The sequence below is a fragment of the Psychromonas sp. MB-3u-54 genome (assembly GCF_002836415.1).
GTDB lineage: Bacteria > Pseudomonadota > Gammaproteobacteria > Enterobacterales > Psychromonadaceae > Psychromonas.
This window is the reverse complement of sequence record NZ_PJBP01000105.1, coordinates 1-25,177: the sequence shown is the minus strand read 5'-3', so window position 1 is coordinate 25,177 and position 25,177 is coordinate 1. Positions and strand designations below refer to the sequence as shown.

Below are 25,177 nucleotides of genomic sequence, written 5' to 3'. Positions count from 1 at the left end.
GTGTTAATTAATACTCTTAAATAAAACCATGATTTAAAATAACTGTTTTGAGCAAAACCTTGTAAATACATTAGCACCTTATAAAAATAAAGAGATAAAAAATGAACCGGGCGGTCTTTAATTTTGACTATTAATGAATTTGAATTGGTTTTTTAGTTCATTTTTGCGACTTAACTACAACACTCCGGACCGTTATAGAACAAAAATAAAATAGGATCCATGAGCAGAAATTGCGAGAATAAGGTTTCTGATATCAAATAAATACAGAGGCCAGGCAACATTTACAAATATGGGTCGTTAAAGCGCGATGAATGAAGAAATGGTTTCGACGCTGATCTACCCGCACTTTTGATTATGCTGAATTTAACATGAAATTAATTGCACTAACCTTTTCTGAGCAGGGAGAATAAATTGCAGCGATTGATGCCAGCTTTATCAGTACATCGGGTTGTAAAACAGCAGGGTTAGGCTGGTATTACAACAGCAGCGCAGGGGAGGCACAGCAAGGCTGAGCACCTATTTGATGCATTTGGTATAAACGATGATCCTTGAAGACGATGGTGCATATTGCTAACGATTATCCATTTGGCTTAAGAGGTTCAGTCTTTATTGCAGATGAGAAACACGGCGAAAAAATCGCACACCGAATTTGCTGCTGGAATGGTCTTAGTTAATCACCCGACTATGGTAAAAGCTGATTTGCCATTCAGTGGTGTCCGTAACTCGGGTTAAGGTCGCGACCTTATCGGATTGAGTTTAAAAGCATTTGTTAACCACAAACGGGTGAATGTCGTCAATATTGACGCCTCTTTCTAGCGGTAACTTCAACAAGCATAAAATGGAACACTTATTTTATGCTTGCTGCACAGCTGGCTCAATCCATCCGAATCATCCACTAGCAAGTTCTTGCCAAGCTTTACGTTCAGTTTTAAAACATGAGCCCCGAACTTTAGTGCACATGAAATAGCTGCTGATATCCTCTTATTAGCCGTTCACAACAATTTAGTCTTTTAAAAAATTCAATATTGATTACCTGAGTCTAACTCACAACAGTGTCGAAAAATTGACACTTGCAACTGACATGGTTTTTATCAAAAAAATCATAAATTTAAATTTAATGCATTGAATTTAAATTAAATAAGTCTTTTAAACATTCAAAATTAAAGACCTGATCCTCGCCCGCAACAGCGTACAAAAACAGCATGACTATTTTCAATGGAACAAATAAACAGCGATACCCGTTGCCCTAAACCTGTCTTTGGAAAAAACACGTTAGAAAATTAATGACTTAGATATTATAAAGGTTCTTTGTGCGGGCGTTAGAGGCGGCCCTATTGGTGAAGTATGAGAAACAAAGAGCGTCGGAAAAGTTTACACTTTTAACTGACAATCGTTTTTATCAAAAAAAATAACAAAGTAAACAGCGCGTTACAGTATGGCATGAAATTTGCCTTTTTATTTAGCAGGTCAATCGATTTGCTAAATATTAATGTGGAGTAATATATGAAAAAATTTATATTAGTTTCTTCTTTATTGGTACTGTTTGCCACCCCAAGTTGGGGGATAATGATTGATGATTCATCTGCAGGGACAGATGATGGCACTGATCTGGGTAGTGTCGATACTTATATTTCGGATACTAACCTACTAAGTAATTCCAATCCAACCACTGAAACGGCTTGGGTTAACAGCGTGCTCGCGAGTAGTGGAATAACCGCAACATTCGCAGTCAAAGATGAGCCTGTTACGTATTACGGAACTGATACCGCTAATACTTTTGCATTCTCTATGTCTAGCACGCCAGAATACTTTCTTATTAAAAATGCGAAATACTGGGCCCTGTATCAGAATCAAGCCGATCTGGGTTGGGGGGTTTTCGATTCTACGTACTTACCACCAAGAATGAACCTGAGTAGCGGATTTAAAATCAGCCATGTATCACAATTTGGTACAGGTTCAACTTCTGTCCCCGAGCCTTCCACAACCCTGTTGTTGGGAGCGGGGCTCCTTGGCTTCGGCTTATATTCCCGCAAGCGCAGCAAAAAATAAAATATGTTGAAAAAATTTACCAAAGCGGGTCGCGAGTGACCCGCTTTTTTATTTGTCTTTGGCCTCTTTAATATACTGGTTTTCAGGCACCAGAGGAATGATAACCCGCTTTCCGAGAGCATTAATCTTACGAGACTAAAATAGCGATTGGCAAGCACAAGCAATTCGCGGCTGTTAGGTAAAGAAGAGCAATTCCGTTAATTGAGTCATCTATTTAGGCACAGGAAAACCCATCAAAGCAGAGTATGAGTTAAATGAAGCCAAGCGCTTGATAAGTAAGCCTCCTTGGCATTTCCCCCCTGATGCCCTATATATAAAAAGTTCGAGGGAGTCATGCACTCTCAGCAGCAAGAGAAAAGTAAGCAAAAAATTAGCCTTCCTGAATATTTTTCACTCTACTCCGCCCAATAATTTTTTAACGCACCAAATATGAGCGCATATCCCTCAGCCTATTAATCAACAATACTATAGAGCGTTCCATAGGTGCTTTTCACTAAAATGACAAACATGTCATCTGTGTGTTGCTTTCCGGTCATCTACTAGGGGGTATTCTGGTCGGGTAGCAAACAACCAAACATAATAAAAAACTTATCAGGGAATAAAAAAATGAAATCAATTAAAAATGTATTACTCGCATCGGCAATGGTCATCTTAAGTGCAAATGTTTTTGCAGGAGCAGCAGTTTATGGGGATTACGGCGTTCACCATGACAGTAAAGTAATTAAGACTCAAGCTGTTGAGACTAAAGCAGCCGCTTATTCACTGGGTCTTGAAAAATCAAATCAGCTAGAATCAGAATCTGGCAGTGAATTAAGTAATGATCTTGCGTTATTTTTAGGCTCTTCTAAAGAGAAAAATAGTATAACTCTGAATGATAATACCTTTATTACTGTTCAAGAGTCACTTAATGCCCAAGGTGATATGACCTACAGCGCCCTGGTTAATGTCACTTACAGCTATTCTCAAGCCAACTAAGCAAAAGACTTGATGATTTAATATTGTAGGCTTGAACTGCAAGTAACTAAAACCACCCAGCCTGATTGATTTTAAGCTGGGTGGTTTTGTATTAATGATACGGCTAAAAACACACGGTAAGATCAGGTAGTTAATTTTCAGAAAACAAATCCGAATAGCACCTATATTTGCAGATTTCTAAGTCTGTCTCGGGCTAAATCATGATGGTTTCTCCCGCTCACTTACAACAAATACTGCATAGCAGCTATATTTGCAGATTTCTAAGTCTGTCTCGGGCTAAATCATGATGGTTTCTCCCGCTCACTTACAACAAATACTGCATAGCAGCTTGCTTATTCTTGGATTTCCCTTCGGATTAGGCGCCAATTTCATTTTTATGACAGCAACATCCCCCGAATAAAAATTATCTCTTTCATTTTTATCCAGTTAAGCTAAGTTATTAAACACATTTCTAATTGTTACTGCTCTGTCTCGCAAGGTTATAATAAGTTGCTATAGAGTACCAACAGGAGAGCCACACTTGAAAAAAATATTAATAATAACTGCCATCGCAGCAGCGGGGGCCGGCGCATACTTTGCTAACCAGCAGCTGCAAACGTCACCCGCAGCTTACAATGTACTTGATTACGTGCCAGCCGATACCCCCTTATTAAGCGCACAACTTAAACCCTTTCCTCTTAAGGATTATTTAAACAGTTCACCGCAATTAAAAAAAGCTAAAGACCAAAGCCCAGTGCAGAATGTTGCAGTTGAAGGCTCTTCGCAGTCAAAATTTTTCTTGAGTATCGCAAAAAGTTATCAAACGTCGTTACCGGATACTGAGCTGTTTCTTAAAACATTCGGCCTTGCGGATAATATCCGCGCTTATTTTTATATGTTAGGTGCATTACCAGTCTTAAAAATTGAAGTGGAAAATACACAGGCAATCTGGGATTTATTAGATAAAGCGGAACAGGAAAGTGCTTACTCTCACCAAAGCGGCAAAATACAAGAGATTGAATATCGTGCTTACCGGTTGAGTGATTCATCAGAAGCACAAACAACCAATCTGATTATATCTCAAAATAACGGCTTATTAACCGTCACGCTAGACAGTTCATTAAATAAAGAAACCTTATTAAGCAGCGCGTTAGGTTTAGTTAAAGCTGAAAATCCAATTACCGATTCGGGCATTTTAGAAGAAATCGAAAGTACATATGATTTTTCAGATCAAAACATCGCTTTTATCAATCATCAGGAGATAATAAAGGGCTTAACCACAGTCAATGCTAACCAGCTTGCACGTCACCTAAGCCTACTGTTTCCGCAACAGGATCAGGAAAACCCACTGTCATCCTTCAGAACCGCTGCATGTCAAGCAGAGTTGACCACTGTCGCCAATAATTGGCCGCGTACCGTCTTTGGTTATACGGATTTATCGGTGACAAGCACACAATCCACCATGGATTTGTCCACTGTTATTGAAAGTAAAAACCAAACAATTATAACCGCCCTGCAATCGCTGCGCGGTTATATTCCGCAATACACACAAAATATTAAAGACAATGTCTTTGCTCTAGGTTTTGGCGTGGATATCAATCAATTAAGCTCGGCAACAACAAGCATATTAACAGATTTAAAAACGCCAAATTATCAATGTGCGCCATTACAGAAGATGCAAGCCTCTTTACAGCAACAGGGGCAAAATTATTCTATGATGATGGGCATGGCAGGCGGTATGGCGAATGGTTTTAAGGGTTTTAGTCTTGCAGTGCTCGATTACAGTATGAGTAAACAGGGGGATAAGCCGGTATTAGAAAGTCTCGATGCGCTACTCAGCTATTCTGCTGATAATCCACTGGCTCTGTTCAACTCATTAAAAATGTTCAGCCCAGATCTGCAGCGCCTGCAGCCACCTGCTGATGGTAGTGCGGTTGATTTATCGGAATTTATACCTAAGGGATTAAATATAAGCCCCAAGATGGCCATTAAAGGTAAGAATCTGGTTATCTACAATGGCGAAAAATCTGAGCAGCAGGCAGATTTAATGAGCACTGAAGCACTGACTAAAAATGGCCTTTTCACTTTCTCATTCGACTTAACAAGAATGTTCGACCCGATAATAACGGCCGCTGAACTAAGCGGAGAAAACATGCCCAAAGAGGCGATGTTTTTACAGAACTACAATATGCGCATGAAATTTGATGTAGATATCAAACAACAGGGTATTGTCTTTGATTCTCACGTCAGTAACGAAGTTAAAAAATAAAAAAAGAGTAAGCTGATTTCGGTCAGCTTACTCTTTGTACGCATTGTTCATCAAATCGATCTCATTATTTTTAAATATTAGCATTAAAGCTGATTTCTCCGTTTGTATCTTTTATAATCCTGTCATTTTTATGCATGAACTTTTCCCTGTCTAACAGTACGTCAGATAGGCTCACTTATATAATATGGATCTACTATGTTCGAAAAACTGTTTAAACTAAACGAACACGGAACCTCAATAAAAACTGAAATTGTTGCAGGTACCACCACCTTTTTAACCATGGCTTATATCATTTTTGTAAACCCGCAAATGTTATCTGCTGCTGGTATGGACTCCGGGGCTGTCTTTGTAGCAACTTGTTTAGCAGCTGCACTCGGCTGCTTTATTATGGGATTTTATGCGAACTACCCGGTTGCACTCGCGCCGGGAATGGGTCTGAATGCCTTTTTCTCTTTTGTGGTTGTTGGCCATATGGGTTACTCATGGCAGGTTGCGTTAGGCGCTGTTTTCCTGTCGGGCATCTGTTTTACACTGCTAAGCCTGTTTAAAATTCGCGAATGGATCATAAATTCAATTCCAATGCCAATGCGCAAAGGGATAGCAGCGGGTATCGGTTTATTTTTAGCGCTTATTGCACTGAAAAATTCAGGGATTGTAATTTCTAACCCGCCGACACTTATCACACTAGGTGATATGCACGCTTTACCGGCGATTCTGGCTTGTGTGGGTTTCTTTCTCACCATCGCACTGGCGCACTACCGTGTTAAAGGCGGTGTTATGTTCGCTATTTTAGCGATAACACTGCTCGGTTTTTTAGCCGGTGATGTTGAATATAACGGTATTATGTCAATGCCGCCAAGTATTGCGCCGACCTTCCTGCAAATGGATATTGCGGGTGCATTCAATGTAGGTATGATAAGTATTGTTTTTGCCTTCCTGTTTGTTGACTTGTTTGATACCTCGGGCACCTTAATTGCCGTGGCAGACAAAGGTAAACTATTAGATAAAGAGGGAAATTTACCGCGTTTAAATCGCGCCTTATTAGCTGACAGTGGCGCATCAATCGCCGGTTCAATGTTGGGTACATCAACCACCACCAGTTATATTGAAAGTATTGCCGGTGTTGCAGAAGGCGGTCGTACGGGCTTAACTGCAGTGACGGTTGGTCTGCTATTTTTAGTCGCTTTATTCTTTGCCCCATTAGCGGGAATGATACCTGCTTATGCCACAACAGGCGCATTATTATACGTTGCGGTATTGATGGTGGAAGGGCTGAAAACAATTAACTGGGATGATATTACAGAAGCCGCACCGGTTGTTGTTGTTACCCTGATGATGCCGTTAACCTTCTCTATTGCTAATGGTATTTCGCTTGGTTTTATCGCCTATGCAGCCATTAAAGTGATGAGCGGAAAATCCAAAGAGGTAAGTGCAAGCGTCTGGTTCTTAGCGGCATTATTCCTGGCAAAAATGATTTTCTTCCCCGGTTAAAATATTCGCAGCACTTTTTAAGTGCCCCAAAAAACCCCCTTTATTTGTATAAATAAAGGGGGTTTTTTATTTTTCTGCTGTAATAATTTTTGTAACTTAATAAACGAGACAATGCTTAAGAGTAATCAGTAATATTGATTAAATCCGCAGCTAAAAATTCGCAGATTTAATATTATCAGCAACCATTCCGACTAGTTTTTTTCTTGCTTCTTGACTGGCCCATCCCGTATGGGGAGTGATCACCAGACGCTCTTTTGCCTGTACAGATAAATAGGGATGGCCTTTGATCATCGGCTCAATCTCCAGCACGTCAGTACCATGATAAATATCCAACTGATCAAGCGCTTCAGCCATTGCATCTTCATTGATTATGCCACCGCGGCCCATATTAAGTAAAACAGCCCCTTCTTTCAGTTGTTTTAGTGCCTGTTTATCAATTAGATTATGAGTATATTCATTAAGGGGAGCATGCACAGTGATAATGTCAGAGGTGGATAATAAGGTTGCCAAATCAACCTGCGGGTAAGCTTGCTGATTATTTTTACCCGAGGCAGAAAAATAACAAACCTCACATCCAAATGCGCTTGCAATTTCAGCAACACGTCGACCAATTTCACCCATGCCGATGATGCCCCAACGTTTACCTTTTATTTCACCAAAGGGTTTACTGAGATGCGTAAAGGTCGGGCTGTTGCACCATTCTTTCGATTGTGTGTAATTATCATAATAACGGCTTTGATGTATTAACTGAAAGAGCATTGAAAATGTAGATTGGGCGACACTCTCAGTAGAATAGCCAGACACATTTTTAACCATTACACCGGCTTTTTCAGCAGCAATTAAATCAACATTATTCATTCCCGTTGCTGCAATGCAGATTAATTTCAGTTGCGGATTTGCCTTTATAATTTCCTCGTCAATAACAACCTTATTGGTGATTATGACATTCCGATCGCCGATATGTAATAATCTTTGTTCCTTGCTGGTCAGCGGATAACTTATAAAATCGCCCAAATTTTCAAATGGAGATAAATCACTATCACTTAACGTTTCTGCATCCAATAATACAATTTTCATACTATTCCCTAATGTTAATATTGATAATCCCAAACGGCTGAAAGCACCATCTGCCTCAGGTTCAGGTGCTTAAAATGCTAGAGACCCAACAAAAAGTAGCTTAGAAAACAGCACTTAATCAGGGTCAATTTATATTAATAAACTTACTTTTCCAAAAGCATATCCAATGCCACGGCTTCCGCTATTTTAATGCCGTCAATACCAGCGGATAAAATGCCTCCGGCATAACCTGCTCCTTCGCCACCCGGGTATAAACCTTTAACGTTAACACTTTGATAGTCCCTACCACGTTTAATCTGCAGCGGTGAAGAAGTGCGTGTTTCGACCCCGGTCAGCATAGTATCTGCAGCTGCAAAACCGCGTATTTTTTTATCAAATGCGGGTAATGCTTCACGAAGCGCATCAATGGCAAAATCAGGTAAACTGTGGCTCAAATCTGTCATTTTCACACCGGGTTTAAAGGAAGGTTCAATCTGCCCGACAGGTTGAGCTTCACTGCCGGCAAGGAAATCTCCCACACGTTGCGCCGGTGCATCATAATTACTGCCACCGAGAATATAAGCTTGACGCTCCAATTTACGCTGTAACGCAATGCCCTGTAACGGGTCATTATTAAAATCACTTGGAGAAACACCCACCACAATCGCACTGTTCGCATTACGTTCACTGCGCGAATATTGGCTCATACCGTTAGTTACAACGGCTTCTTTTTCCGATGTTGCGCCAACAACCACGCCCCCCGGACACATACAAAAACTGTAAACACTGCGCCCACTCTTGCAGTGATGGACTAATTTATAATCCGCAGCACCCAAAATAGGATGACCCGCATTGATACCAAAACGGCTTTGATCAATCAGCTCCTGTTTATGTTCGATTCGAAAGCCAACCGAGAACGATTGTGCTTCAAGATACACCCCTTTATCAGATAACATCTGCACTGTATCACGCGCACTATGACCGATTGCCAATACCACATGCTTGGAGTTGATAACCTCTCCCCCGTTAAGCGTCACACCGGTGATTTGGGCATCGTCAATATGAATTTCTTCAACACGGGTTTCAAAACGAATTTCCCCGCCTAATTCAATGATATTACGACGCATGCGTTCAACCATAGTAACCAGTTTAAAGGTACCAATATGCGGTTTGCTAACATAAATAATTTCAGCCGGCGCGCCCGCTGCAACAAATTCCTGTTTTACCTTTAAGCCGAGAAAATTTGGATCTTTTACCTGACTGTATAATTTTCCATCGGAGAATGTACCGGCTCCCCCTTCCCCAAACTGCACATTGGATTCCGTATTTAACTCCCCTTTTCGCCAGAAACGGAAGGTATCTTTAGAACGCTCGTGTACCGATTTGCCACGCTCTAAAAGGATCGGTTTAAAGCCCATCTGTGCAAGAAGCAAAGCACTGAATAAACCGCAGGGTCCCATGCCAATAACAATCGGACGCTCAGTCAGATTTTTTGGTGCCTGTGCGACATATTTATATTCGGTATCCGGTGATTTACGGACATCAGAATCCTTGACAAAATGCGCTAAGATAGCCTCTTCATCAACCTTATTTAAGGTCACATCCAGAGTATAAATCAGGGTAATAGCATTACGCTTACGCGCATCATAACCGCGTTTAAAGATATGGATATCGGCTAATTGCTCAGCTGAAATCGACAGTGCCTTTAAAACATATTTTTGGAGCGCATCATCAGCATGATCTAGCGGGAGTTTTACTTGGTTGAGACGTATCATCGGTTCACCTGGGAGCAAATGGCTGGAAAAATATGCGTAGTTTACGTGATATCCTGCTTAATTGAAAACATCTAAACGACCATAATATTGAACGTTAGGAGCTAACAGCTATCGGTTATCAGCTATCGGTTATCAGCTATCAGTTATCGGTCATCAGTTATCAGCTATCAAATCTATCCATTCAGCTTTCGTTCAGCTAACGGGCGTTACATTAGCCTCATCGGGACAAGCTCGTGAAAGCTAACACAGACTGGAGAACAAAATGAATATGATTAAAAAATTGAGCAGCAAACCAAAAATGGTCATCATCGCCGGTTTATTGTTATTCGGCTTGACCTTAACACCGGCAACCTCATTCGCAGGCAATGATGACTATCAGGGACGCCGAAACGATGGATCACATCAGGTAAAAAATGATCACTATGAGGAGCGCCGAAACGGTGAATCACATCAAGTACGCAACCAGCACAGAAACCATCATGCTGAAAATAACAGAGTTCGCCACAACCGTGATCGCCATCATATGAAACACAAACGTGCCCATCATCGCAAACAAAAAAATTCTCATCATAACAAACACAGAAACCACCGTCACAACCAACCTCATTATGTGGTAATCAACAATGATCATCAGCGTTCACCACGTTTAGGTATTCGAATAGGGGTACAATCAGGTAACTTTCAGGTTGTTTTTCGTGATTAAAAAAGATCTTAAAGCTGTAAGGCTGTGAGCTGTCAGCCGTCAGTTAGCTATAAGCCCTCAGCTATAAGGCAATAAGGCGGGAAGGCGGAAGGCTATCAGCTATCAGCTATCAGCTGTAAGCTGTAAGCTGTAAGCTGTAAGCTGTAAGCTGTAAGCTGTAAGCTGTAAGCTGTAAGCTGTAAGCTGTAAGCTGTAAGCTCGAAGCTGTAAGCTCGAAGCTCGAAGCTGTAAGCTCGAAGCTGTAAGCTCGAAGCTCGAAGCTGTAAGCTCGAAAGCTCGAAGCTGTAAGGCAATAATGCTTAAGGAGTGTTGCCATCTTTTGGCAATGGATTGATGCCCTTAAGAAATTTGAACAGTTCACTGTCGGTAGACAATATCAAGGTGGTATTCTGCGCAATAATGCTCCGGTATGCCTGCATCGTGCGGGTAAATTCATACAAACCGACGGCCTGGGGGCTTTGATTGTATGCCCGCGCATAAATTTCGGTGGCTTTGGCATCAGCAAGGCCCTGAATCTCCTCTACCTGCCGATAGGCTTCTGACTGTATTTTGTTTAAATCCCGCAGACGATTCCCGCGAATTCTAGCGGCTTCACCATTTCCCTCGGAAAGAAAGCGCTCGGCAATCTGCCTACGCTCACTGATCATACGATCATAAATTTTGGGCCGCACACTCGCATTGTAATTAATGCGTTTAAAGCGGATATCAAGAAGCTCAATACCAAACACTTGCACTTTTTCGGCTGCAGCAATAAAAATTTCTTGTTCCACCAGCATACGCCCTTTCTGAATAGGTACCAGAGACCCCATTTTAAGCGCCCGCTCCGCATCGGTCAGAAGATCATCACGCAGCGGCTCGCGATCTTTTGTGGTACGGATTATCTCGATCAATTCGTGCTTTGCAACAGCATTACGAGTTTCACTGCCAAGAATATCGTCCAGTCGCGATTGAGCGCTGCGCTCATCGCGCAAGCGCAGGAAATATTGCAGCGGATCGGTGATCCGCCAGCGGGCAAAAAGATCCACCGATATATAGAGCTTATCTTTAGTCGGCATGTCCGATGGGTCGCCATCCCACTCTAATACCCTTTTATCTATGCGATTAACCTCTTGTATAAAGGGTAATTTCGCCCTCAAACCCGCATCGGTAACAGGAGCACCCACCGGTTTGCCAAACTGGGTAATAATAACCTGCTCAACTTCACCCACAGTGTAAAGCGCCGATTTTAATATCATAACCGTCAGTGCCGTCAATAATAATACCAACCCCATTGATATTTTTTTCATTGTTTTTCCCCCTGAGCCGCATTAAGATCTAACCATGGCAAAATATTAGGGCCGCTTGAATCGATAATTATTTTGGAGCGTATTTGTGGTAACACCGCCTGCATCGTCTCAAGATAGATACGTCTCTCGGTGACTTCAGGCGCCTTAAGGTATTCAGCGAGCAGTGCATTAAATCGCGCAACATCACCCTCAGCCTCGTTAATGCGTTTAAGCCGATAACCATCAGCCTCGCGAATACGTTGATCTTTTTCACCCAGTGCTAATGGAATCACTTTATTGTAGTCACGACGCGCTTCATTAATTAGCTTTTCTTTTTCCTGCTGTGCTTGATTCACTTCGTTAAAAGATGCCTGAACCGGCTTTGGCGGGTTAATATTTTTTAACTGTACCTGATCAATGCTGATCCCCATTTCATATTTGCTGGAAAGCGCCTGCATTTTGGTCAGCGCCTCATACTCAATTTCCTGACGACCAATAGTAATCACTTCATCAACGGTACGATCCCCCACCACTTCACGCATCACCGATTCTGAAACCGAGCGCAGGGTTTCACTGGGCTGGCGCACTTTAAATAAAAATTTAACCGGGTCGGCAATACGATACTGAACTACCCACTCTACAAGAGCGGCATTTAAATCACCGGTGACCATTTGTGTTTCCTGTTCACTGGCTCTAACGGCGGAACTTTGATAAGGATCAGTCGCACCGGGGGTGCTAAAACCAAACTCTTGCTTTAATTGCCTTTTAACCGGAACAATAGTTGCGCGATCAATGCCGAGTGGAATTTTAATATGCAGTCCGGCAGGCACTTCTTTCAAATATTTGCCAAATCGCTGGACAACGGCAACGGAATCACTGGGGATAGTATAAACAGCCGACCAGAGGCTCATTCCAGCCAGTAATAAAAAGAATATATAAAAAATATACCGGCCGGCACTCTTTGGGTCTCCACCCGTAAACCTGTGTTTATAGTGAGAATATCCTCTCTTAATTAATAAACCATATTCCAGAGGTATGGGCTGATTGTTCTCCCAAGGGTTTCGAGGATCCTGCTCATTTCCTGTCGACATAACAACACCCCTTATCAACGGCACAAAAGTATGCTGTACATTTACTATGGAAGGATCACCAAGATTGTCAAGAAGTGAGGATTAAATAATCACTGTTCGTCCTTTTTACGGTTAATTCATTACGGCAAGTCCCCTTAAAAGCTGAAGATTACCACTGGAAAGTTCAATCTCCTTCTCTCTAAATCAAACGACTCAAAGCATATTCGAGGTTTATAAAATCATTCAAAAAACCATCAGACCTAAATTTTTAGCGCGCCTATACTTTATTCTATTAAACGATTAATTAAGTCTTGTTTGTGTATAAAGACGCTAAGTTGATTATCTCGCGGATACTTTTTTGGCCGCTATTTTGAATGCGCTATAGGGATAAATTTATGGTGAGTTATGAAATAACCTCAATCTTAATAGCAGCTTTGACCTTGCTGTTTATGGCAACTATTACTCTCCCATTGGCAGGCTAACGCGATTACCCTATCCCATTCTGCTTGTATTAGCCGGCCTTTTTCTGCGTCTAACTCAGGATGAAAAAATCCCCGCTACTGTTGCCGCGAGTGTCGCAAAAATATGGCAGAGCTGGTTAGAGGGCTGCGAGACAAAAATGGCAACAATAGAACGGCAGCAGCCAATTCTTTCCGCCAAGGTACAAAAAAGATTACGGCTCAACTATTTACTCACCATAGAGTCAGAACATGTACAGGAATATGTCCGGCAATACCTGATATCAGAATCAGATGCCACGCCCATCAAAAAAGGGTTAAGCGCGATGATTAATTCACTAACGAATGCTTAGCTGCCGGTCAGCACACAAAGTATAAAAGGGATTATTTGCACCACACTGCCCCTCAGAGCGACTGCCTAACCGATTTACGGCTGAAAGTGAACTTGGCGGAAAAACACTGTATGCACTTATTTCATTGCCAGGCATCTTTCTGATCTTGTCATTTTAGCGATTTATTTTTTGTGACCTGTTTTTGACCCTTTACCTCTTTTTTGCATATGAAAATTAGTCAGTTGCTGATCTTTTACTTCAACAGACTGTTGTTTTACCAGATTAAATCCAAAATGCTCAAAGAAAGGTTTTGCACTAATACTCACTTGCGAAAAAAAACTGTTAATTTTTTTCTTGTTGCCGAGATCAAAAATATGCGCCATCAGCGCACTGCCTATCCCTTGTCTCTGATATTGGTGGTGACAGAAAAAATGATCTATCAGGCCATCATTCTGTAAATCAGCATAACCGACAATAGTGCCGTCAATTTCTGCAATAAAGGGCTCGATATCGATCATGCGTTTATTCCAGATAAAAAGATCCATTGAATCGGGCGCCCAAGCCTGAACCTGCAACTCGGTATAGTCATGACGATTAATATTTCTGATGGTATTGAAAAAAAGCAACCAGATTTCTCTTGCATCTTGTTCAACATATTTTCGAATAATGAGCATAATAAAAATTCCATGGGGTTTTAAACGGTCTGCAAAGGTTGGCGATAAAACATCCTGTTTCGAAGCCAATCAACCACGCTGCTTCTGCCCTTAAAAATAGACGAAAAATATTGGGCAGTTGACTTAACCATAACTGAGGTCTGACAATTAAACAACGAAGTTATTATCAGTTGATTGTTATAACGGCATTGGGGAAACGACCTGAACCACTGTTTTTTGAACCGTTAAAGCGCAATATACAATCAACAGGTAAATAAAAGTACATGCTGCAAACACCACCGGCCAGCCACCAGCTTGCCAGCAATATATCAGAACAAAACCGCCAAGACTGCCCCCCACATAATACAAAACAAGGTATAAAGCGGTTGCTGTTGATTTACCCTGTGTCACGTTTCTCCCTATGTAACCATAGGCGAGAGAATGGATAAAAAACGCGCCGCCGCTGAGCAATAATAAGCCGACGGCAATAGCCACCATACTCGGCAGGAACATAATCACTAAGCCGAAAAAACTCACCCCTAAACCACACAAAATACCGGAAATAGCAGAATAGCGCTTTATCCAACGTCCGCTTAGTTTGGCCGATACTGTGCCCATCAAATAGCATAAGAATATTAACGATGTGATACTGGCGGGTAATGATAATGGCGGCGCGGATAATTTAAATCCCATCACACTATAGACGTTAATAAAGACGGCAAAATTTAGACCACCAATGATCATCACAAGAAAAATAGCGGGATTTCTAATATGATTAAATAACAGTCTGTTGTGGTAATAAAAACGGGCTTTTTGCGGTTTGAAATGTTTTTGTTTGATGATTAAGGATGAAACAAAAAATAAAATAATTAAACTTAAAACAGACATGCTGAAGATGGTCCACTTTAAGCCGACAAAATCAGTCATTACCCCGCCATAAATGCGTCCGATAACACCGCCCAGTGAATTTGCACTGATATAACCGCCAACCGCGACCAACAGTGCCTGCGGTTCAAACTCTTCCGCCATATAAGCCACCGCCACGGCAATAAACCCTGCCAGTGCGATGCCTAATAATGTGCGCAGAAAGATAAAATGAGACAGCTCCTGACTAAAAAACATCAGCAGATTAACCACCGGAATTAAGACTAAGCTGCATAACATTACCGGTCTTCGGCCATATATTTCAGAAACAATTGCCCAGGGAATAAGCGAAAAGGCGACGGCCAAGGTAGTACTAGAAAAAAGCCAGTTTACCTGCAGCTCAGAAGCCGAAAATTTGTCCATAAAATAGGGCAGTAATGGCTGAAAATAATAGAGGTTACAGAAAACCATAAAAGAGCCTAAGCCTAGCCCGATGGTGACACGTTTATAGGAGGGGGAATGTAATTTGATCACTTTATCTACTCGGTAATTTATTTTCACCTAGATTAGCCATTAAATGCTAATATTAAAAATATATTAAAATCATGGTTGCCATATATTAAAATTATGCTGAATTCTAAAATATTGTATTATTTCGTGACCATAGTTGAACATGGCAGTTATACCAAGGCAGCTCAAGCGCTGGGTATTGCCCAATCCGCTTTAAGTATTGCAATCCGCAAGTTAGAAAAAAAGATTGGGGTAACAATATTACACCGCAGCAGTAAAGGCGTCACGGTGACTAAAGAGGGAGAGGTTCTATTAACCCATGCGCAAGCTATCCTAACCAAGATAAACGATGCGCAAATTGCCATTGATGAATTACGCGGCCTTGAGAAAGGGGAAGTGAAAATTGGTATCCCGAGCATGATGGGATCCTATTTTTTCCCTGAAATATTAATGGCTTTTAACTTCAAGTACCCTGATATTAAACTGTCGATCGTGGAATCCGGCACACAAACTATCAGAGCACAGCTGTTAAGCGGCGAGTTGGATCTGGGGGTGATTGTCAATGACCATTTACCCGATGAACTGCAGGCCAGACATGTGATAACGTCACAAATGGTTGCTGCAGTCGGTACAAATCATCCCTTAGCAGGCTTTAAAAAACTCGATTACAGTACCTTTTTCGAACAGGAGCTGGTGATGTTTAAAGTGGGTTACTTTCACCGCGAAGTGATAGATAAACTTTGCGAGCAATATCAGTATAGTGCCAAATATTCTTTTGAAACAAATTTGCTGGCGATGATGTTAAACATTGTTAAAAACGAATTTGCGATAACTGCCCTGCTGGAATTGGTAACAGACCGCGAACCTGAAGTACTCGGCATTCCTTTTGAAGAGCCGGTGTATCTCGACCTCGCATTTGCGTGGCGAAAAGAGGGTTATTTATCAATAGCCAACAGGCGTTTTGTCGACTTCACATTAAACGAGGTCAATAAAAAAGAATTATCCTCCAACGCGCCCGACAACAGTTAATACCAAACGCATTAAATTTATGATCAGTTACTTCAAAGGAAAAATTTACGCTCAAAAAGCCGCCGGGATGATTTTGAATAGTAAATCTGATAATGTATTTCGTATGATATTATCGGTAGGGTGCATTTATTATCATAATTTGTGCTAGTTGACGTTCAAATAAGGCAGTCATTAAATTTATAAGTAATTTTAAATAATAAATCGGATCACTTTATTAATGCGGTTGGTATAAGCTGCACTTGCAGAAAGTCTTTATATTACGTCAACACTCTCTCATTTTTGTGCTGTTCCCAACGCGATGTGGAAAAACGCGCGGTGATATTACTCACTGCGCAGACAGACAGAACACAAAAACACCGATAATAGTGAATATTAAAAACCTAAAATCAGTGTTCACCAATAACATTGAAATAATGATATTAATGCAGTCACTAAAGCCACTATCTTATTGATCAGATAGTTGTGCAACGTTGGTTAAACTCTGAAATTTTCCAAAGCCATCTTCATCGAGTTCGACAATGCCAACGGAGGAAGTCGAAAAGACGGGGACCCCCGCTTCCGGAACTAACTCTCCGACTATATAGCCTACCAGTGGCAAATGAGACACGATCAACAATTTTTGCACGCCTGCGGCCTGCAAAGCCAGAATTTCATCAACCGATTTACGGGCGCTGCCTCCCGGGGTTAAAAACGGCAAGGTTTGGACATTTGCAACGGCAGAAAAAAAAGGAAAAACCGACTGCCAGGTTTGTTGGGCACGTAAATAAGGGCTGACCAATACCGCATCAAAAGATATATTTTGATCCGCCAAGTAGCGAGCCATCATTTCTGATTCTAAACGTCCGAGCCCGGTTAATGCTCTTTCTGAGTCTGAGTGAGCCAGCATTTCAGCTTCCCCATGACGCATAATATAAATATGCAATAACTTCCCCTCCAGTAAATATTAAACTCGACACCAATAATCTATTAAGATAACTAATCTGTTATTGGGGTTGCGCCGGATACTTTTAAAACAACAATAGCCGCAAAAAAAACGCCGATAAAACCGGCAATAAAAATAGTAGGAATAGCAGCATAACCTGCAATATGCCAAAGAACGGATTCTAATTCACTCATTATTTTCTCCTTCAAACTAACAATAAAACACATAAAATATTAGTTTCTGAATCCAGTCATTTTTTATGACTGATTGATGACTTTTTCCAAAAACATTAAGGATATGCGTATAATGGACGATTATACGCAATTTTTTTTTTCATGGTCCAACATTTAACACCAGATTTCCAAACAGCAAGGATACGTACTTTAGGTAGAAAAAACTTGAAGAAAGTCATGAATATTGGTGATTAATCACTATACTACCCTTCTTTCTTCCATTAACTGAAAATTAATTGCCAAAAGAAAAGAAACTTTTATCAATTAATAGGGTCTTTAACCGCGCTATCTTTTCCACCACCTTAATTTTAAGTAGACTATCACTATGGCAAAACAACAGCTTGACGCATTACGCACTTACCTGAATAAAATGATCCTAGGACAAAGTGAACTCGTTGACGGTTTACTCATTGCGTTACTTGCTGATGGTCATATTCTTGTTGAGAGCCCGCCTGGACTTGCTAAAACCCGTGCTATCAATGCCCTTTCCAAGGGGATTGAGGGAGATTTTCACCGTGTTCAATTTACCCCGGATCTACTGCCTTCGGATCTCACCGGTACAGATATTTTTCGTCAGGAAACAGGTGAGTTTATTTTTGAAAAAGGCCCACTTTTTCATAACTTAATTCTTGCCGATGAAATAAACCGCGCACCGGCAAAAGTGCAGTCAGCGTTGCTTGAGGCGATGGCTGAACGGCAAATTACGGTCGGTAAAACAACCTACCCGTTGCCGGAACTGTTTTTAGTGATGGCGACCCAAAACCCGCTTGAGCAGGAAGGCACCTATCCTCTGCCTGAAGCGCAACTCGACCGTTTTATCATGCATTTGGAGCTTGATTACCCCAATGCTGAAACGGAAAAAGAGATTTTAAAACTCAATCAGAAAGAGATCCTCAAAGAAAAAATTGCCGATATCACACCACTCTTAAATGAACAGATTTTTACTATTCGCCAGGAAATCATGACCATCAAGATTGCCCCTCATTTAGAGCAGTACCTGATTGATTTAATCATTGCAACGCGCCAACCGCAGCATTACGGATCGCAATTAAAAGAATGGATCAGTTATGGTGCCAGCCCGCGGGCGACATTGGCGTTAATGCGCACGGCAAAGGCCCGCGCATGGCTTGACGGCCGAGACTTTGTGATGCCCGATGATATTATTCAAAACCTCTATCCGGTTTTACGCCACCGCCTTATTTTAAGCTACGAAGCACAAGCGCAAGGTATTAATGCAAATAGTGTTATTCAGGAGATCATCAATCAGGTAGCCATTCCAGCCTAATGACAAATATAAAAACAAAAAATGCCCTGTTTGTCGATAGCCCTTATCAAAGCGGTATTGATGTAAGCTTAAGTGAATTATTGTGTTATAAACAGCAGGCAAAAATACAATTAAGGCCGGCAAACAGCGCGGCTTACAAACATCTTTCAGGAAACTATCTGGCCAAAATCAAGGGTCGGGGCATGGAGTTTGCCGAGGTACGTCATTATCAAGCGGGTGATGATGTACGCAGTATTGATTGGTCGGTCACTGCGCGCACCGGTAAAGCACATACCAAATTATTCCAGGAAGAGAAAGAGCGGCCGGTTTTTATCCTGTTAGATCTTTCCGACAGTATGATTTTTGGCAGTCAGTTTGTCTTTAAGTCAGTGCAGGCATGTCATCTTGCCGCCCTGCTCAGTTGGCAGGCAAAGCAGCGTAATGATCGCCTTGGCGGGATCATCTTTAACCAGCAACAAGTGGCTGAACTAAAACCAACCGGAAGAAATACCGGTTTAATGGCGTTCCTGCATCAAAGCATGCAACTCTGCAGCAGCACGCCCTTTAAAATGCAGCAACAATCACAATCATTATTGGTTCAGCTTAAACGCCTTTCCTATTTAGTACAGACCGGCAGTCAGGTGCATTTAATCAGTGACTTTTCACAGCTCGATGAGCAGTGCCAAAAATTAATTAGCCAGATCCGCAGGCACAATCAAATTAATGCCTGGCAGGTATCTGATCCGCTGGAATTCGCTTTACCCGACAGTGTGCAGCAGAGTAATCTTAAAATAAACAGTTTACAGGGCAGTGGATTTCTCAGGCAAAAAAAATCACTGCAGGATTACCAGGAGGCGGCCAGTCAACGCCAGCAAAAAGTAGCAAAACTGTTTACCAAACAGGGTATTCCCCTTTATCGAATATCAGCTTCACGCTCATTATTGGATCAGTTTCATGTCTCTGCAGAATAATCAAAATCCGCTGGCGCAACTTAATGACATACTGGCCCCCTCTTTACCCTCGTTTTGGCCGCCTGCCCCTATTTACTGGTTTTTATTAAGCGCGCTCATTATTTTCCTGCTGCTCTTTGTCTCTTTATTCAAAAAATATAAAAAACAAAAAGTTAAGCAAAAAATGGCCTTACAGCAATTAATCGATCTGCAACAATCTAACGCTGACTTCATTCTATTAAATCAACTTCTTAAGGGTGTGGCCCTATTATATTTTCCACGCACACAAGTCGCCTCATTACACGGAGAACAGTGGTTTGATTTTTTACAGTCCTATGCAAAAACGCCCCTTTTTGATAATAAGCAGCACTTTATAAAACGGTTGTATAACAGCCCTGCGCCAGTCTGCTCCAGCCGTGATTTTGAGCAGGCCAGACAATGGATAACCGGTTTGCATAAACAGATAAAAAAAACGCGCGACATAACCCAAGAGAAACACAATAATGTTTGAATTTGTATATTTATGGATCTTTTTCCTTCTGCCACTGCCGTTACTGATCCGCTATTTATTAAGGCCAAAACAGCTAAACTATACCCAGATTTGGATCCCGCTGGCAGAAGGTTTAAGTGAACAACCGTCATCCTTTCAAAGAGAATATTTAAAATCGAGTATTCTCTGGCTAACCTGGTTGTTATTATTAACGGCCTTAGCCAGACCCGTTTGGTTTGGCTCACCTATTCGCCTGCAGCAGCAAAGCCGTGACATGATCATATCCCTTGATTTATCGGGCAGCATGCGGGAAGTGGATATGCCCTTAAACGGGCAAACAGTCGACAGATTAACCCTGCTCAAGGATTTATTAAAAACCTTTATTGAGCAGCGTCAGGGAGATCGTTTAGGGCTTATCCTGTTTGCCGATCATGCCTATTTACAAACACCTCTGACCTTTGATTTAAAAACGATTCAACAAATGGTTGATGAAAGTGAAATAGGGTTGGCAGGCACTCGCACTGCGATTGGTGAGTCAATTGCGATGGCCATAAAACGTTTTGTAGAAAACAAAAATGAGCAGCGTGTTCTTATTCTAATGAGTGATGGTGCAAATAATTCAGGCAGTATAGAGCCAATACAGGCAGCTAAACAGGCCGCTAAAAACAATATCACTATCTATACCATAGGGATGGGTTCAGAGGAGATGATTAAACGCGGACTGTTTGGCAATCAGCGTATTAACCCTTCCGCGGATTTGGACGAAAAAGCATTAACTGAAATAGCCAATCTGACCGGCGGAAAATACTTTAGAGCACGTAATCAAGCTGAATTACAAAATATCTATCAAACACTGAATAAATTAGAGCCTATTGATACTGACTCTATAATGTTTCGCCCGGAAAAAGATCTCTTTTATTGGCCATTATCAACGGCACTGCTACTGTTATCTGTTTTTGTCATCACGCTGAAATTAAGGGGATCCGATGCTGCCTGAAACCAGTTTAATGCCTTTAGAATTCTTACGTCCTTTGTGGTTACTGGGGGTTGCCGGTATTTTTTTATTTGCATTATTCCGTTATCAAACGGGTAAAAAACAACAACATCAAAGTTTGATTGCCGCACACTTAAGCGCGAATTTAGTAAAGATCCCTAAAAATGCCTCTTCGATGTTCTTTGTCTTTAACTTAGTGGCGATTATTACCTGCGTTTCTCTGGCGGGGCCCTCCTGGCGGCAGCATGATTTACCGGTTTACGAAATGCACAAAGCACAAGTTATTGCCCTGGATCTTTCCTATTCCATGTATGCAACGGATGCTAAACCGAACCGTTTAAGTCAGGCAAGATATAAAGCCATTGACTTGGTTAAAAGCTGGGACGAAGGTGAAAAAGGCTTAATTGCCTACGCGGGAGATGCCTTCACTATTTCACCTTTAACCACTGACGCTAATGCCATTATCAATCATATCCCCTCTCTTTCACCCGCGATTATGCCCGTTACAGGATCGCGGGCAGATCTGGCTTTAGAGCAGGCAATAACTCTGCTCAAAAATGCCGGTTATCAGCAGGGACATATTATTTTTATCACCGATGGAATTGACCCGAACAGTGCGGCAACTATGGTAAACAGATTAAAAGGCAGTCCCTGGATTGTTTCAATACTTGCCATGGGCAGTCAACGGGGAGCCGCCATTAAACTGCCTGACGGGGGGTTATTAAAAGACCCAACTGGACAAATAGTGATTCCCACCTTAAAGACCGGACCCTTGCTTGATATAACCCGTGCAAGCGGCGGCCTATATGTCAATGAGAGTCATGACAACACCGAGATAGAGCTGTTATCCAAACAGTTTTCGGTTAATCAGGCGGTTAAAAAGAAATCCCAGCAGCAGGAAAAAAATAAACTCGCCGTCGATGATGGTTATTGGCTGGCTTTTTTATTAATACCGCTGTTTTTATTACTGTTTAGAAAAGGCCTTTTTTACACTCTGTTATTAGCACTGACCTTCCAAGTTGCAACGCCCAAAGTGCAAGCTTCGATCTGGAAAAACAATCAACAAAATGCATTTCAGGCCTACCAAAATCAAGACTATGTGCAGGCCAGTGAGTTGTACGATAGCGCACTAGAAAAAGGCAGTGCTTTATATAAAAACAAACAATATCAGCAGGCATTAAGCGAATTTACCCAAGCAACCCGCGCTCAACCGGACAGCGCGGCCGCTTTTTATAACCAGGGTAATGCTTATACACAGTTGCAGGAATTTGACAAAGCAATCCAGTCTTATGATCAGGCATTGACCATCAACCCAGATCTTAAATCCGCTCAGGAAAATATTGATTTATTGAAACAATTACAAGAGCAGCAGAAAAAAAGCGAACAGCAGCAAAATAGCGAACAGCAGCAAAATAGCGAACAGCAGCAAAACAGCGAACAGCAGCAAAACAGCGAACAGCAGCAAAATAGCAAAGAGCAGCAAAATAGCAAAGAGCAGCAAAACAGCAAACAGCAGAAAAATAGCGAACAGCAGCAAAACAGCGAACAGCAGCAAGATAGCAAAGAGCAGCAAAACAGCAAACAGCAGCAAAATAGCGAACAGCAGAAAGATAGCAAAGAGCAGCAAAATAACGAACAGCAGAGTAAACAGGAAAACAGTGAAGAAAAAGAAGCAGAGCAACAAACAATAAGTCAGACTGAGCAGACCGATGACCTGAATCAGGAGCTAGAAGCGCTGCCTAACTGGTTAAAAAATATGCCCGATGATCCCTCGGTATTATTACGTAATAAAATGCGTCTTGAATATCAAAAAAGAGCACAATCAAATTCAGTCCAGCAAGAAAACAATGGAGTTATCTGGTAATGCGCATTAAAGCCTCAATTTTTATCGCCCTGTTTGCAGGATTTTTTTACAGTCAGCTGCTATCAGCCACGCCGCAAGTACTTACCTCCGTGAGTAATAATCAGGTTTCATTAGGCGATATTTTTCTTTTAAACATTAATATCGATGATAGTGACTCAGATTACCAACTGGATATCAGTCCACTTGAAAAAGAGTTCACCGTTTATCGGCCTTCAAAAAGTCAGCGCAGCCAATATATTAACGGTGATTTTACCCAGCAAACCCAGTGGAAAATCAGGTTACAAGCAAAAATCACTGGAAATCTGAGTATTCCGGTATTAAAAATTGGCACACTAAACACTCGGGAAATCCAAATATCTGTTACTCCAGTCTCGAAGCAGGCGACTAAAACAGCCGATAACCGAGTTTTTATGGAAAATAGCATTAATAAAATCAGCCTTTATATAGGGCAACCGTTGATCTTCACCACGCGCATCTATATTACGCCAGAGACCGAAAATCTGCAGCTTAGCGGCCCGGAACTAAAGGATGCGATCATTGAGGTTTATGGCCAGGATAAAAATGAAGAAGTCATTAAAAACGGCATTCGTTATACTATGATCACACGACAGTTCCAAATAACCACCGATACAGCCGGTGATTTTATGATCAATTCGCCATTATTAAGCGGGGACTTAAGAAAAGTGGTTAATCTCAGTAACCGCCAAAATCAGGTTATTGCAGTCCCCCTTAATGTTCGCGGTGACCGTCTTCAAATACAGGTAAAAGGTAAACCGGCCGGTTATCAGGGCGAATGGTTAGTCAGTGAAGATGTACGTTTACTTGAAAGTACGCCATTAACACCAGAAGACTTTCATCTGGGCGACCCCATCACTCGCACTATTACGCTGCAAATTGCTTCCATTAATAAAGATAAATTACCGACACTCTCTTTCAATTACCCTAAGGGGTTACGCTTTTATCCGGATCAGGATGAAATAAAAGAGGGACAGGCAAATGGACTGTTATATGCACAAAGAACGATGCGCCACGCAATAATACCGGACCAAGCCGGAGAGTTAACCCTGCCGGAAATAAAAATCCCCTGGTGGAATAGTCTCACGGACAAACAGGAATATGCTGTTTTATCCGCACAAACCCTGACTATTTTAGCAGCGAATAAACAACCTGCCAGTTTAGAAAACGCGCAGGAAAACATCAGCCAATCACCTGCAGCTACGATAGTTGAGATTGATAATGGACACTTAATCTACTGGCGAATAATAAGCGCTCTGTTGTCATTAGGATTAATAATATTGCTCCTTTACCATCTCTCTTATCGTCGTCGGCATACGACCTCTGCACAACAAAAAGTGCATTCAACACCCGTCGCTAATCAAGCATATTTAAATCTTCAGGATGCGCTGCAGAAAAATAATGCGCCACTAACTTATCAAAGACTTATCATTTTTCTGCACGGTAAAAAGGTCAATCTGAAGAGCCTTTCACAATTAACCGAATTTATCATTTTACCTAAAGAAGATGAAAAACAATTTTTGAAGGAAATCAAATTATTAGAGCAGGCATGTTGCAGTGCAGTCAAACCTTGGGACGCTACACAACTCAGCAGCTTAATAAAAAAACATTTAAGGCAAACGACGGAGCACCAAGGGAAGAGTATTATGGATTTAAATCCCTAAATTTTGCTTAGTGCACCACTGAAATAAATTGATAAATATCAATCTTATATCAGAAATCATAATTACTTAAAAAACATAAAAAATGCAATGAATCCCCCCCTGATGGGTGCTGCAAGGTAATTTCAAGGCACAAAAAATAGCTAAACAGCTAAAAATACCGTTCTTTATTGCACGAGTCTCAGAAATACATTGAATTCCCTCTCTTTTTGTGATGCACCTCTTAGAACAATAAAAACCACGTGGATTATACTAAAAATCTCTCCTATTGTATTAATCGTACTCAATAAATCAACTCGTTAAATA

General features: G+C 41.4%; 21 protein-coding genes. 13 read left to right on the top strand and 8 right to left on the bottom strand.

Translation table 11 applies throughout. The features are described from left to right. Window positions 1-1,503: 1,503 nt before the first annotated feature. The 4 genes from CXF72_RS04555 (at window position 1,504) to CXF72_RS04540 (ending at window position 6,763) form a co-directional block, all read left to right on the top strand. Window positions 1,504-2,049, top strand: coding sequence for a PEP-CTERM sorting domain-containing protein (locus tag CXF72_RS04555; RefSeq protein ID WP_101037154.1), 546 nt, complete (start codon window positions 1,504-1,506; stop codon window positions 2,047-2,049). A 606-nt stretch (window positions 2,050-2,655) separates the two neighbouring features. Beyond that, on the top strand, window positions 2,656-3,024 hold the full coding sequence (locus CXF72_RS04550) for a DUF3316 domain-containing protein (protein ID WP_101037152.1): 369 nt from the start codon (window positions 2,656-2,658) through the stop codon (window positions 3,022-3,024). 520 nt (window positions 3,025-3,544) lie between these two features. After that, window positions 3,545-5,272 (top strand): hypothetical protein, encoded by a 1,728-nt coding sequence (locus CXF72_RS04545; protein ID WP_101037150.1) that lies wholly within the window; start codon window positions 3,545-3,547, stop codon window positions 5,270-5,272. 195 nt (window positions 5,273-5,467) lie between these two features. After that, the gene (locus tag CXF72_RS04540) at window positions 5,468-6,763 is read left to right on the top strand and encodes an NCS2 family permease (protein ID WP_101037147.1); all 1,296 of its coding nucleotides are present in this window, start codon (window positions 5,468-5,470) and stop codon (window positions 6,761-6,763) included. A 150-nt stretch (window positions 6,764-6,913) separates the two neighbouring features. Here CXF72_RS04540 and CXF72_RS04535 read toward each other — a convergent pair whose 3' ends face one another. Both CXF72_RS04535 and CXF72_RS04530 read right to left on the bottom strand, forming a co-directional pair. Then, on the bottom strand, window positions 6,914-7,840 hold the full coding sequence (locus tag CXF72_RS04535; RefSeq protein ID WP_101037145.1) for a D-2-hydroxyacid dehydrogenase: 927 nt from the start codon (window positions 7,838-7,840) through the stop codon (window positions 6,914-6,916). Between the two features lie 143 nt (window positions 7,841-7,983). Further along, the gene (locus tag CXF72_RS04530) at window positions 7,984-9,594 is read right to left on the bottom strand and encodes an NAD(P)/FAD-dependent oxidoreductase (RefSeq protein ID WP_101037143.1); all 1,611 of its coding nucleotides are present in this window, start codon (window positions 9,592-9,594) and stop codon (window positions 7,984-7,986) included. Window positions 9,595-9,856: 262 nt separating this feature from the next. Here CXF72_RS04530 and CXF72_RS04525 point away from each other — a divergent pair, with 262 nt between their 5' ends. Beyond that, window positions 9,857-10,297, top strand: coding sequence for a hypothetical protein (locus CXF72_RS04525; protein ID WP_101037141.1), 441 nt, complete (start codon window positions 9,857-9,859; stop codon window positions 10,295-10,297). Between the two features lie 299 nt (window positions 10,298-10,596). Here CXF72_RS04525 and hflC read toward each other — a convergent pair whose 3' ends face one another. Both hflC and hflK read right to left on the bottom strand, forming a co-directional pair. Then, a complete protein-coding gene (hflC, locus tag CXF72_RS04515) occupies window positions 10,597-11,583 on the bottom strand; it encodes a protease modulator HflC (protein ID WP_101037137.1) in 987 nt (328 codons plus the stop codon). After that, on the bottom strand, window positions 11,580-12,653 hold the full coding sequence (gene hflK / locus CXF72_RS04510) for an FtsH protease activity modulator HflK (protein WP_101037135.1): 1,074 nt from the start codon (window positions 12,651-12,653) through the stop codon (window positions 11,580-11,582). The genes hflC and hflK overlap by 4 nt, the downstream gene beginning before the upstream one ends. Window positions 12,654-13,251: 598 nt before the next feature. On the opposite strand from hflK, the gene CXF72_RS19265 reads away from it, so the two are divergent. After that, window positions 13,252-13,443, top strand: a complete 192-nt coding sequence (locus CXF72_RS19265) for a hypothetical protein (RefSeq protein WP_157823186.1) — start codon at window positions 13,252-13,254, stop codon at window positions 13,441-13,443. A 161-nt stretch (window positions 13,444-13,604) separates the two neighbouring features. Here CXF72_RS19265 and CXF72_RS04505 read toward each other — a convergent pair whose 3' ends face one another. Together CXF72_RS04505 and CXF72_RS04500 are read right to left on the bottom strand one after the other, a co-directional pair. Next, entirely contained in the window at window positions 13,605-14,165 is a 561-nt protein-coding gene (locus tag CXF72_RS04505) for a GNAT family N-acetyltransferase (RefSeq protein WP_332870221.1), read from the bottom strand. A gap of 108 nt (window positions 14,166-14,273) precedes the next feature. Beyond that, window positions 14,274-15,473, bottom strand: a complete 1,200-nt coding sequence (locus CXF72_RS04500; RefSeq protein WP_101037184.1) for an MFS transporter — start codon at window positions 15,471-15,473, stop codon at window positions 14,274-14,276. A gap of 93 nt (window positions 15,474-15,566) precedes the next feature. Between CXF72_RS04500 and CXF72_RS04495 the strand changes: the two genes are divergently transcribed. Then, complete coding sequence (locus tag CXF72_RS04495; protein WP_101037133.1) at window positions 15,567-16,478, top strand: LysR family transcriptional regulator; 912 nt, start codon at window positions 15,567-15,569, stop codon at window positions 16,476-16,478. A 445-nt stretch (window positions 16,479-16,923) separates the two neighbouring features. Here CXF72_RS04495 and sixA read toward each other — a convergent pair whose 3' ends face one another. Beyond that, the gene (gene sixA, locus CXF72_RS04490; protein WP_101037131.1) at window positions 16,924-17,400 is read right to left on the bottom strand and encodes a phosphohistidine phosphatase SixA; all 477 of its coding nucleotides are present in this window, start codon (window positions 17,398-17,400) and stop codon (window positions 16,924-16,926) included. A gap of 53 nt (window positions 17,401-17,453) precedes the next feature. Next, window positions 17,454-17,594, bottom strand: a complete 141-nt coding sequence (locus CXF72_RS04485; protein ID WP_101037128.1) for a TIGR02808 family protein — start codon at window positions 17,592-17,594, stop codon at window positions 17,454-17,456. Window positions 17,595-17,958: 364 nt separating this feature from the next. Between CXF72_RS04485 and CXF72_RS04480 the strand changes: the two genes are divergently transcribed. Genes CXF72_RS04480 through CXF72_RS04455 form a run of 6 tightly spaced genes read left to right on the top strand, consistent with a single transcriptional unit; the run spans window position 17,959 to window position 24,874 of the window. After that, window positions 17,959-18,918 carry an AAA family ATPase gene (locus tag CXF72_RS04480; RefSeq protein ID WP_101037126.1) on the top strand — a complete coding sequence of 320 codons (960 nt, stop codon included), beginning with the start codon at window positions 17,959-17,961 and terminating at the stop codon, window positions 18,916-18,918. Then, on the top strand, window positions 18,918-19,868 hold the full coding sequence (locus CXF72_RS04475) for a DUF58 domain-containing protein (RefSeq protein WP_101037124.1): 951 nt from the start codon (window positions 18,918-18,920) through the stop codon (window positions 19,866-19,868). Before CXF72_RS04480 ends, CXF72_RS04475 begins: the two co-directional genes overlap by 1 nt. Further along, window positions 19,852-20,358: a DUF4381 domain-containing protein gene (locus CXF72_RS04470; protein WP_101037121.1), complete on the top strand. Its 507-nt coding sequence runs from the start codon at window positions 19,852-19,854 to the stop codon at window positions 20,356-20,358. Before CXF72_RS04475 ends, CXF72_RS04470 begins: the two co-directional genes overlap by 17 nt. Beyond that, complete coding sequence (locus CXF72_RS04465; RefSeq protein ID WP_101037119.1) at window positions 20,351-21,334, top strand: VWA domain-containing protein; 984 nt, start codon at window positions 20,351-20,353, stop codon at window positions 21,332-21,334. The genes CXF72_RS04470 and CXF72_RS04465 overlap by 8 nt, the downstream gene beginning before the upstream one ends. Further along, a complete protein-coding gene (locus CXF72_RS04460; RefSeq protein ID WP_101037117.1) occupies window positions 21,324-23,195 on the top strand; it encodes a VWA domain-containing protein in 1,872 nt (623 codons plus the stop codon). Before CXF72_RS04465 ends, CXF72_RS04460 begins: the two co-directional genes overlap by 11 nt. After that, a complete protein-coding gene (locus CXF72_RS04455) occupies window positions 23,195-24,874 on the top strand; it encodes a BatD family protein (protein WP_101037114.1) in 1,680 nt (559 codons plus the stop codon). Before CXF72_RS04460 ends, CXF72_RS04455 begins: the two co-directional genes overlap by 1 nt. Window positions 24,875-25,177 lie beyond the last annotated feature (303 nt).

What these genes read in the sequence shown, in the direction of transcription:
- CXF72_RS04555 (WP_101037154.1), top strand. Translation starts at nt 1,504, where the DNA reads ATGAAAAAATTTATATTAGTTTCTTCTTTATTGGTACTGTTTGCCACC.
- CXF72_RS04550 (WP_101037152.1), top strand. Translation starts at nt 2,656, where the DNA reads ATGAAATCAATTAAAAATGTATTACTCGCATCGGCAATGGTCATCTTA.
- CXF72_RS04540 (WP_101037147.1), top strand. Translation starts at nt 5,468, where the DNA reads ATGTTCGAAAAACTGTTTAAACTAAACGAACACGGAACCTCAATAAAA.
- CXF72_RS04535 (WP_101037145.1), bottom strand. Translation starts at nt 7,840, where the DNA reads ATGAAAATTGTATTATTGGATGCAGAAACGTTAAGTGATAGTGATTTA.
- CXF72_RS04530 (WP_101037143.1), bottom strand. Translation starts at nt 9,594, where the DNA reads ATGATACGTCTCAACCAAGTAAAACTCCCGCTAGATCATGCTGATGAT.
- CXF72_RS04525 (WP_101037141.1), top strand. Translation starts at nt 9,857, where the DNA reads ATGAATATGATTAAAAAATTGAGCAGCAAACCAAAAATGGTCATCATC.
- hflC (WP_101037137.1), bottom strand. Translation starts at nt 11,583, where the DNA reads ATGAAAAAAATATCAATGGGGTTGGTATTATTATTGACGGCACTGACG.
- hflK (WP_101037135.1), bottom strand. Translation starts at nt 12,653, where the DNA reads ATGTCGACAGGAAATGAGCAGGATCCTCGAAACCCTTGGGAGAACAAT.
- CXF72_RS19265 (WP_157823186.1), top strand. Translation starts at nt 13,252, where the DNA reads ATGGCAACAATAGAACGGCAGCAGCCAATTCTTTCCGCCAAGGTACAA.
- CXF72_RS04495 (WP_101037133.1), top strand. Translation starts at nt 15,567, where the DNA reads ATGCTGAATTCTAAAATATTGTATTATTTCGTGACCATAGTTGAACAT.
- CXF72_RS04485 (WP_101037128.1), bottom strand. Translation starts at nt 17,594, where the DNA reads ATGAGTGAATTAGAATCCGTTCTTTGGCATATTGCAGGTTATGCTGCT.
- CXF72_RS04480 (WP_101037126.1), top strand. Translation starts at nt 17,959, where the DNA reads ATGGCAAAACAACAGCTTGACGCATTACGCACTTACCTGAATAAAATG.
- CXF72_RS04475 (WP_101037124.1), top strand. Translation starts at nt 18,918, where the DNA reads ATGACAAATATAAAAACAAAAAATGCCCTGTTTGTCGATAGCCCTTAT.
- CXF72_RS04470 (WP_101037121.1), top strand. Translation starts at nt 19,852, where the DNA reads ATGTCTCTGCAGAATAATCAAAATCCGCTGGCGCAACTTAATGACATA.
- CXF72_RS04465 (WP_101037119.1), top strand. Translation starts at nt 20,351, where the DNA reads ATGTTTGAATTTGTATATTTATGGATCTTTTTCCTTCTGCCACTGCCG.
- CXF72_RS04460 (WP_101037117.1), top strand. Translation starts at nt 21,324, where the DNA reads ATGCTGCCTGAAACCAGTTTAATGCCTTTAGAATTCTTACGTCCTTTG.
- CXF72_RS04455 (WP_101037114.1), top strand. Translation starts at nt 23,195, where the DNA reads ATGCGCATTAAAGCCTCAATTTTTATCGCCCTGTTTGCAGGATTTTTT.